Below are 9,295 nucleotides of genomic sequence, written 5' to 3' on the forward strand. Positions count from 1 at the left end.
TCGCCGATGTCGGAACCGAACTCGAAACAGCCGCAGAAGCCGTCCCCGAGATCGAGACCATCGACGCCGAAACCACCGAGGTCGACGAAGCGCTGTCGGACGAACTCGAGGAGACGCAGACGGAACACCCCTCCGAGGAGCCCGCGGAGGCACCGGCCGAGGCGGCCCGATACCAGGAAGCCGCCGGAAAGACGCCCGAACCCGTACCCGAGGGCTGGGAACCGCGCGTCGCCGACAACGGCAAGGGCGTCGTCTTCCAGCGGGCCGGCGCCGAGGGCAACGCCGATATGGTGAGGGTGATGGACCCGACCGAGAAATACCCCGACGGCTACATCCGCGTCTACAATTCCAACGGCCAGCCCGTCGACATCAGTGGAAAGCCCGGGCCGAAGCCGGCGACGCACATTCCCGTCGGGCAGTCCTGGAAATGGTGGCCCCAGTGAGCGACATGCAGATGGACGAACACGAAGAGTACTGGCGCATCGCTCCGGAGGACGCCACGGTCACCCGCGTCGCCTTCGACTGGGCGGTGACCGTGCAGGTGTCCGGCGCGTCCACGTCGTTCGAGGCGAGGATCGAGAGCGCGTTCGTCCTGCGGGGCCCGGACGGCACCGAGTCGGTGATCGACCCCGAGGGCGGACCCGCTCAACTGGCTCCGGGCCTGCTGCTCCTCCACATGGGTGTGGACCACGTGCACGCGTTCAAGGACGGGCGGCTCGACATCGGGCTGACCGGGGGCGCCTGCGTCCACGTCGACGCTTCGGACGAGTTCGAGCCGTGGGAGCTGACCTCCCCGGAGAAGACGCGGATCGTCTCCACGCCCGCCAAGGAGCTTGCCATCTGGCGCGGTTGAGCCACCGCCACGCCGCGCGTGCGGAGGCGAGGGCCGAAGCACGCGACCCCGCCCCCGCGGGACCGGGCCGCGAACGGCGCCGCCCCTCGGGACCACTCCGCGGTCACACCCTCTCCTTCCTTCCTCCACATGTCCTCGATGTGGGTTAGCGTTCCTCTGCCCGCTGCGTCCATTCGTTCGCACCGGGCCTCGAAGACACAAGGGGTGGGGATTGAAGCAGCACCGAGAGTTGAAGCAGCACCGAAGACACGAGAGCGTCCGAGGAGACCGGGGAAGACGGCTCCTGGCCCAGGGCGTCACCTCGGGCGTGGCCGTGGCGGTTCTGCTCGGCACGGCCGCTTTCGCGGTGGCGTCGACCGGGAGCCCCGAGCCGGGCTCCGGCGCGCGGGCGGGGGCCCCGAACACCGCGCTCCAGGCCCAGTTCGACCGCGCGGCCCGCGAGTTCGGCGTTCCGAGGAGCGTCCTGATGGCGGTCTCGTACCAGTCGTCGCTCTGGGAGTCCCACGGCGGAGAGCCGTCCACCACCGGCTCGTACAACGTCATGGGGCTGACCCGGGTGACGCCCGGCGATCTGGACCGGCCCACCGGCCAGGAGCGGCTCTCGCACCTCAACATGAGTGGCGATCCGGCGGTCATGAAGCACTTCGACGCCAAGCGGGCGCTCGCCTCGGCGGCGCCGTCGGTCGACACCGGCGATCCGCGCCTGCACACCCTGGACCAGGCCGCCAAGCTGATCGGCAGGCCCGTCGGCGACGTGCGGGACGACACCGGGCAGAGCATCCGTGCCGGAGCCGCGCTGCTCGCCACGTACCAGCGTGCCGCGGGGCGTTCGCTCTCGAAGGACCCCGGCCAGTGGTACGCGGCGGTCGAGCGGTACAGCCAGTCCCCCGACGCCGAGGGCGCCGGGCTGTTCGCCAAGCGGGTCTTCGACACGGTCAGGGACGGGCAGAGCAGTGTGACGGCGGACGGCCAGCGGGTGTCGCTGCCCGCGGACCCGTCGGTCGACCCGGCGCCTCCGGCGAACGCACCGACGGCGACGACCGCGAGCGCGAACACGGCGAGCGACGCCACCAACACCACCCACGCGAGTCTCACGGCCGCGCCCGCGCCCGAGTGCCCCGCCGGCCTCGCCTGCGACTTCAAGCCCGCCGCGTTCAAGCAGAACAGCACCACACCGGACGACTTCGGCAACTACAACGTCGCCGACCGTCCCTCCGGCAGCGAGGACATCCGCTACATCGTCATCCACGACACCGAGGGCAGTTACGCGTCCTCGGTGAGCGAGTTCCAGAACCCGGGCGCGTACGCCAGCACGCACTACCTGATCCGCGCGTCCGACGGGCACGTCACGCAGATGGTGGCCACGAAGGACGAGGCGTGGCACGCCGCCAACAAGACGGTCAACATGCACTCGATCGGCGTCGAGCACGAGGGCTACGCGATCAAGGCGGGCAGCTGGTACACGCCTTCGGAGTACGAGTCGTCCGCGGCGCTGGTCAAGTACCTCGCGGCCCGGTTCGACATTCCGCTCGACCGTGAGCACATCATCGGCCACGACGAGGTGCCGGGCGTCCTCGACGCGAACGTGGCGACCCAGCACTGGGACCCGGGCCCGTTCTGGGACTGGAACCACTACATGTCCCTGCTCGGTGTGTCCACCGGCGCGGGGGGCGCGGGCGGCCCGCTCAAGGCGGGCCAAGTGGTGCGGGTCGTACCGCCGTTCACCACCGCCAACCAGCCGAAGCTGACCTACAACGGCAGCGCCGTCGCCAAGCAGCCCGCCAACTTCGGCTACCTGTACGCCTCGCCCTCGACGAGCGCGGCACCGATCAGCGACCCGTACATGCCGAACGTGGCGAGCACGGACGGCCCGAACTGGGGCGACAAGGTGGTGGCCGGCGGTGAGTACGTCGTCGCGGAGGCGCAGAACGACTGGACCGCCATCTGGTACGGCGGGAAGAAGGCCTGGTTCTCCAACCCGGGAGGCCAGTTCACCGCGCCGGTCGGCACGGCCGGGCAGCCGGTGCTCAAGGCCAGGGCGGGCGCGGCGTCCATCCCGGTGTACGGGCGCGCCTACCCGGAGGACGCGGCCTACGCGCCCACCGGTGTGCCCGTACAGGACCAGAACAGCGCCTCGCTGACGAAGTACGGCATCCCCGCCGGCCAGGCCTATGTGCAGGCGGGCCCCGCCCGGCCGGGCGACTACTGGAACGCCGGTACGTTCGCGGGCACGGCGCCCCACGACCGTACGCTCGTCACGGGCACGGCCACCTTCTACCCGATCCGCTACAACCACCGGCTCGCGTGGGTGAGATCGAGTGATGTGCAGGTGGCCACGAGCACCGTTCCGGACGCGGGCACCGACCGCTACGGCATCGTCGCGCGTGACACGTCCGGTGTGCTCTGGCAGTACCAGGGCACCGGCAGTGCCACCGCGCCGTTCTACAGCCGCTACCGCGTCGGCCCCGGCTGGCAGCAGTACGACGCGATCACCCCGCTGAGCGCGCTGCGGGCGGACGGGACCGGCGACATGGTCGCCCGCGACACGAGCGGGACGCTCTGGTACTACCAGGGCAGCGGCAACCCGAGCCAGCCATTCCGCGCGCGGGTCAAGGTGGGTACGGGCTGGAACATGTTCAACGCCCTGTGGGGCGCCCGCGATCTGACCGGCGACGGGAAGCCCGACCTCGTGGGCCGGGACAGTTCCGGCACGCTGTGGCTCTACCAGGGCACCGGCAGCGCGACCGCGCCGTTCCTCGCCAGGCAGCAGATCGGCCCCGGCTGGAACACCTACACGATGATGACGTCCACCGGCGACCTCACCGGCGACGGCAGGGCCGACCTCGTCGCCGAGGACGCGTCGGGCGTCCTGTGGCTGTACCAGGGCACCGGCAGCGCGACCGCCCCGTTCGCCAGGCGCACGGAGATCGGCAGCGGCTGGGACACGTACAACACCATCGCCGGGCCGAGTGACCTGGACCGCGACGGCATCGGTGACCTGATCGCGCGGGACAAGTCCGGTGTGCTGTGGTTCTACCGGGGCACCGGCAGCGCGACCGCGCCGTTCGCCAGGCGCACCGAGATCGGCAGCGGCTGGGGCACCTACAACCTGCTGCCCTGAGGACACGAGAGGCCAGGCCCCGGTCCCGGCCCCGGGCTCGGTCTCTGTCCCGGCCCCTGTCCCGGCCATACGGTCGGGGCCGGGGCCGGTCCCGTCTCCGGGCGGTCCGGTACCGGCCGCGTCGGCAGCCACAGCCGGACCGCCGCGCGGCAGGCGATCCGCCACCGCTGACGGGCTGGCGTCAGCCGACGGCCTTCAGCATGGCCTCGACCCGCGACTCGACGAGACCGGGGTGGTCGAGGGGGATGTCGTGGGAGCTGCGGGTGGCCGTGACGAGGTGCCGGTTGGGCGCCTCCTTGACGAACTCGGCCTGGGCGCCGCGCCACGCCTGAGCGTCGGGCGGCGAGGTGGGGAACGGGGTCTGGCCGGACACGATGGCCGTCGCGGGCACGCGGGACGGCCAGGCGACCTTGTGGTACGCCTTCTGATCCGCGACGAAGCCGGCCGCGACGGCCAGCAGTTGGCGCTCCGCCTTCGTGGTGGGCCTGCCCTTCAACGCGTCGACCTGGGCCTGGTTGGCGGCCGCGACCCGGGCGATCTCGGTGTCGGTGGAGAACTGCGGCAGGGTGGCGTCGACGAGGACGGCGCCGTCCACCTGTCCCGGGTACGCACGGGCAAAGCAGGTGGCGATCTCCCCGGCCTCGGAGTGCGGCACCAGGATCACGTGATCGGCTCCGAGAGCGGTGAGACCGGCCTTCAGGTCCGAGACGGCGTTCTCGGCGTTCCAGGGGCCGGGGACCTCGTCGCTCGCGCCCATCCCCGCGCGGTCGTAGGTGATGATCTCGTGTCCGGTCTTCTTCGACAGGGCCGGGGCCATCGTCTTCCAGTAGGAGGAGTCCTCCCCGCCCCCGGCGTCCAGCACGATCGCGGGCAGACGGCCGGGGATGACGTGGAAGGCCAGTCTGTGCCCCTCGTTGGTGATCATGTGGGTGCCGGCGCTCGCGCTGGCCCCGGTGCGGGCGCCGGTCCCGGTGGGGCGGTGGGCGCCCGGGTCGGTGCGGGAGGCCGGATGGGCCGTCGCCGCGACCCGTTCACCGGTGGCCGGGTGGGAGGCGGCGGAGGCACCGGACCGCCCGCAGCCGGCGAGGACCGCCGTGAGGGCCGCGGCGGCGCTCACGGCCATCCAGGTGCGGCGGGATGGTGCCGAGGTCGGGCTCTTCGCGGTCATGGCGGTCTCCCCAGAGTCGCGCCGCGGGCCTGGCAGTTCGCGGCGGTGTTTTCCCGTGTCGTTCTCGATGGGTTCAACCCTGCTCGCGGCGCTGCTCCCCGGCACGGGTGCTGGGACCCCTCAAGGGGTGGACAAAACCCCACTGTGCGGCAGGGGGGTGCCGGGCCAGGCTGGGGACATGACCCCGACCCCCACACCGCGCGGCCCCGTCCCTCTGCCGCGCCCGGCCCGCGACCGGCGCCCGAGGCCCCGGTGCTCCGCACCCGCGGCACATGTGAAGATGTGCGTCTCATGACCGGACGCGATCCCCGGCCCGACGCGGTCCACCGACCTGCCACGGAGCCGCCCCCGGCCCCCGGCAGGGGCGTGCGGGCGGCCCTGGTGCAGCGCTTCCGGCTGCTCGGCTGGTCGCTGGTGCTCCTGCTCGCCTCGGTGGGTGCAGCGGGTCTGCTGGTGTTGTGGAGCACGGCCGTGGGGCTGGTCGTGATCGGGGCCGGGCTGCCGGCGGCACTGGTGTCGACGGTGCTGGTGCGCTGGTTCGCCGACCGGCACCGCGCGTGGGCGGGGGATGTGCTGGGAGAGCCGGTCGTCCGCTCCTACGTACCGCTCCCTGAGGGGAATTGGCGGACCCGGCTGTGGGCGATACTGAAGGACCCGGCGACCTGGCGGGACTGGGCCTGGCTCGCGGTGAACCCGGTCATCGGGTGGTTCACCGCGGGCGGTTCGTTCCTCATCTTCCTGTCCGGTGTGTTCTACGCCGTGTACCCGCTGGTGTTCGCAGTGACGCCCGAGCAGGTGTTCCGCACCCCGCTGGGCCCGTACTCCCACCTGCACAGCGTCGCCCAGTCGGCCGTCACGATCCCGTTCGGCCTGGCGATCCTGGCGCTCTGGTACGTCACGGCGGCGCCGTTGGCGAGGCTGAACGCGGTGGTCATCCGCTCGCTGCTGGCCCCCACAGAACAGGCCAGGCTGCGGGCGCGGGTGACGGAGCTGGCGGCCTCGCGGGCGGAGACCGTCGACACCAGGGCCAGTGAGCTCCGCCGGATCGAACGCGATCTGCACGACGGCGCCCAGGCCCGCCTGGCGTCGCTCGGGATGAGCCTGGGCCTGGCCGAACAGCTGCTGGCCCAGGACCCGGAGGCGGCCGCCCGCCTGCTGTCCGAGGCCAGGGAGTCGACCTCGGCCGCCCTGGTCGAGTTGCGCGACCTCGTGCGGGGCATCCATCCGCCGGTCCTGGCCGACCGTGGCCTCGACGGGGCGGTCCAGGCGCTGGCCCTGGCCAATCCGGTACCGACCGAGGTCACCGTACGGCTCCCCGGGCGGCTGCCCGCCCCGGTGGAGTCGGCGGCGTACTTCGCGGTCGCCGAGGCTCTCGCCAACGCCGTCAAACACGCCGCCGCGCACCGCGTCTCGATCCTCCTGGAGTACACCGACGAGGGCGGCGGGCTGCTGCGCATGCTCGTCGGCGACGACGGCGGCGGTGGCGCCTCTCTCGACGGGGGCACCGGGCTGCGGGGGATCGGGCGGCGGCTGGGCGCGTTCGACGGGACCCTGGACGTGCACAGTCCGGTCGGTGGACCGACCGAGGTGAGGATGTCGCTGCCATGCGTGTTGTCGTAGCCGAGGATCTGGCCCTGCTGCGCGAGGGCTTGATCCGCATCCTCCGCGCCTACGGGTTCGAGGTCGTCGCGGCGGTGGACAACGGCCCTTCCCTGGCGAAGGCGTTGGAGTCGCTCCGGCCGGACGTGGCGGTGGTCGACGTACGGCTGCCTCCGACGTTCACCGACGAGGGGCTGCGGGTGGCGATCGCGGCCCGCGCCCGCGTCCCCGGTCTGCCGGTCCTGATGCTCTCGCAGTACGTGGAGCAGCTCTACGCCCGCGAGCTGATGTCCGACCGGGCCGGCGCGGTCGGCTACCTGCTGAAGGACCGGGTCTCGGACGTCGCGCAGTTCATCGACACCGTGCGCCGGGTCGCGGCCGGTGCCACGGTGATGGACCCGGACGTGGTCGCGTCCCTGCTGGCGCGGCACGACGGCGACGAACCGCTGAAGACACTGACCCCTCGCGAGCGCGAGGTGCTGTCGCTGATGGCCGAGGGCCGCTCCAACGCGGCCATCGCCGCCAGGATGTTCGTGACGGAGAAGGCCATCAGCAAACACAGCAACAACATCTTCGCCAAGCTCGGCCTTCAGCAGTCCGAGAAGGACAACCGGCGGGTCCTGGCCGTTCTGGCCTACTTGCAGGCCTGACCCGCCGCTTTCGTCAGGCGGCCTGGTGACCCGGCCGGCGTGCGGCCCAGACGGTGCGTTCGGTGCGTACGGCGAGGTCGTCGCGGCGCAGGATGCTCTCGGGGCCCTCGGTGTCGAGCAGCCGGTCGAGCGCGGCGAGGTCTTCGGCCGGGAGCGACTCCCCGGCGGTGCCGCGCAGGCGGCGCAGGCTCTCCAGGGCGTAGCGGCCGACCGCCTCGCTGTGGGTGCCGTCGAGACGCACCGTGATCGTGCGTTCGTCCTCGACGGTGAATCCGGCGGCGGTCAGCTTCGGCCCCCAGTCGGCGCCGCGGTGGGGCACGTGTTCTGCGTGGTAGCGGTCGCTCGCCCGGTGGCAGCGCTCCTCAAGTCCCGGCCGCTCCTCCGGGGCGTCCGGCGGGAGGAAGCGCGGGAAGCCGGCCAGTTCGACGACGGCGAACAGCCCGCCGGGAGCGAGCAGTTCGCGGGTCTTGCGCAGGGCGCGGCCGGGATCGGCCATGTGGTGCATGGAGGCGGAGGCCCACACCAGATCGGGAGCCGCGAGTGCGGGCCACTCGGCGTCGAGGTCGGCGGACACGGTGCGCACCCGGTCCCGCACACCGCTCGCCTCGGCCTTCTCCCGCAGGCGGCGCAGGTGGTCGGCCGAGGCGTCCACAGCGGTCACCTCGGCGTCCGGGAAGCGCGCGAGCAGCGCGAACGTACCGGCTCCGGTGCCGCAGCCCAGGTCCACGATGTGACGCGGCTCGGCCTTGAGGGGCAGCCATGCGGTGATGGAGGCGGTGTGCTCGGCGAGCACTTCCGCGTCCAGGTCGAGAAGGTCCGCCGCCGCGTCGGCATCGGCGCCGGTGGTGTGCGCGTGGGCGTGGGCGTGGTGCCCGCCGTGGCCATGGGGGTCCCCGTGCGGGGAGGTGCTGGTCATACGGACACACTAGGGCGGCCATGCGCGCACGGCACGATCAGTTGCCGGATACGCAAGACGATGGCCGGAGGAGCTGCCGGAGACGCAAGCGCGCGCCGCCGGGAGCCGCCCACGCCGCACGCGTTGGGCATCGCGCGTCGCGCGTCAGACGTCGCGCGTCGCGTACGCACGTCACGTACGCACGTACTCGTCCACACACGACGTGCACGCCTCACCGCGGCGGGCCGCTCCCCTCGTCGCCGCCCCCCGCACGCTGGTGGCCCCGGCGGGCGTCGCGGTCGAAGACACCGAGGACCTCGCACGGGCCGCCCTCCGCGCCGATGGCGTGCGGCAGCATCGTGGGGAACTCGGCGGCCTGGTTGGCCTCGACGCGGATGCGGCGGTCGCCCAGCAGGAGGACCGCGGTGCCGGAGAGGACGACGAGCCATTCGTGGCCGGGGTGGGCCCGCATGCGGGAGGGGCTGTCCGGGGGCGGCTCGGTCATGCGCCGGCGCACGACGGTCATGCCGGGGTACGCCGTGATGGGCCAGTGCATCTGCCCACGGGTGACGTCGATCACCGGGCTGGTGACGATGTCGTCGGTGGCGGTCTCGACGAGCTGGTCCAAGGTGGTGTCCAGGGCGCGGGCGAGCGTGACGAGACTGTCCAGAGCGAGGCGGCGCTGCCCGTTCTCGATGCGGCTGAGCGTGGACTGGCTGAGCCTGGCGCGGGTGGCCAGCTCCTCCAGGGACCAGCCCTGCGCCAGGCGGAGCGCGCGGATGCGCTGGCGCACCAGGCTGTCAAGCCCGCCGTCGTGTGGCGTCATGGGCACCACCGTATGCCGTGACCGCGAGGCGTTCCGGAGCCACGTCCGCGCCGCGTCCGCGCCCGCACGTCCCGGGGTGACGTCCGCGCAGCCACGTCCGCGCACGCGTCTCCCGGGATGACGCTCTCTCCCGGAGTCACGCCCCCCGCGCCGCGTCCGTACGGCTCCCGCCTGGCCCCGCCC

7 protein-coding genes and 1 pseudogene are annotated in these 9,295 nt (G+C 72.5%); 5 read left to right on the plus strand and 3 right to left on the minus strand.

Annotated elements, in window-relative coordinates:
* The 3 genes and pseudogenes from LCE31_RS31355 to LCE31_RS31365 form a co-directional block, all read left to right on the plus strand.
* A pseudogene (locus LCE31_RS31355) lies at positions 1-443 on the plus strand (hypothetical protein); the annotation flags it as partial.
* A gap of 5 nt (positions 444-448) precedes the next feature.
* Positions 449-853: a DUF6188 family protein gene (locus LCE31_RS31360; protein WP_225020394.1), complete on the plus strand. Its 405-nt coding sequence runs from the start codon at positions 449-451 to the stop codon at positions 851-853.
* Positions 854-1,064: 211 nt separating this feature from the next.
* Positions 1,065-3,974, plus strand: a complete 2,910-nt coding sequence (locus LCE31_RS31365; protein WP_263632536.1) for an N-acetylmuramoyl-L-alanine amidase — start codon at positions 1,065-1,067, stop codon at positions 3,972-3,974.
* Positions 3,975-4,155: 181 nt separating this feature from the next.
* Here the strand turns inward: LCE31_RS31365 and LCE31_RS31370 are convergent, their stop codons facing one another.
* On the minus strand, positions 4,156-5,142 hold the full coding sequence (locus LCE31_RS31370) for an alpha/beta fold hydrolase (RefSeq protein WP_225020383.1): 987 nt from the start codon (positions 5,140-5,142) through the stop codon (positions 4,156-4,158).
* A gap of 291 nt (positions 5,143-5,433) precedes the next feature.
* Between LCE31_RS31370 and LCE31_RS31375 the strand changes: the two genes are divergently transcribed.
* On the plus strand, positions 5,434-6,762 hold the full coding sequence (locus tag LCE31_RS31375) for a sensor histidine kinase (RefSeq protein ID WP_225020385.1): 1,329 nt from the start codon (positions 5,434-5,436) through the stop codon (positions 6,760-6,762).
* Positions 6,747-7,391, plus strand: coding sequence for a response regulator (locus LCE31_RS31380; RefSeq protein WP_225020387.1), 645 nt, complete (start codon positions 6,747-6,749; stop codon positions 7,389-7,391). The genes LCE31_RS31375 and LCE31_RS31380 overlap by 16 nt, the downstream gene beginning before the upstream one ends.
* Before the next feature lie 13 nt (positions 7,392-7,404).
* Here LCE31_RS31380 and LCE31_RS31385 read toward each other — a convergent pair whose 3' ends face one another.
* Together LCE31_RS31385 and LCE31_RS31390 are read right to left on the minus strand one after the other, a co-directional pair.
* Positions 7,405-8,307: a class I SAM-dependent methyltransferase gene (locus tag LCE31_RS31385; RefSeq protein ID WP_225020389.1), complete on the minus strand. Its 903-nt coding sequence runs from the start codon at positions 8,305-8,307 to the stop codon at positions 7,405-7,407.
* 211 nt (positions 8,308-8,518) lie between these two features.
* Positions 8,519-9,112 (minus strand): helix-turn-helix domain-containing protein, encoded by a 594-nt coding sequence (locus LCE31_RS31390; protein WP_225020392.1) that lies wholly within the window; start codon positions 9,110-9,112, stop codon positions 8,519-8,521.
* Between the last annotated feature and the right edge of the window lie 183 nt (positions 9,113-9,295).

This window comes from Streptomyces sp. 8L (assembly GCF_020176795.1).
GTDB lineage: Bacteria > Actinomycetota > Actinomycetes > Streptomycetales > Streptomycetaceae > Streptomyces.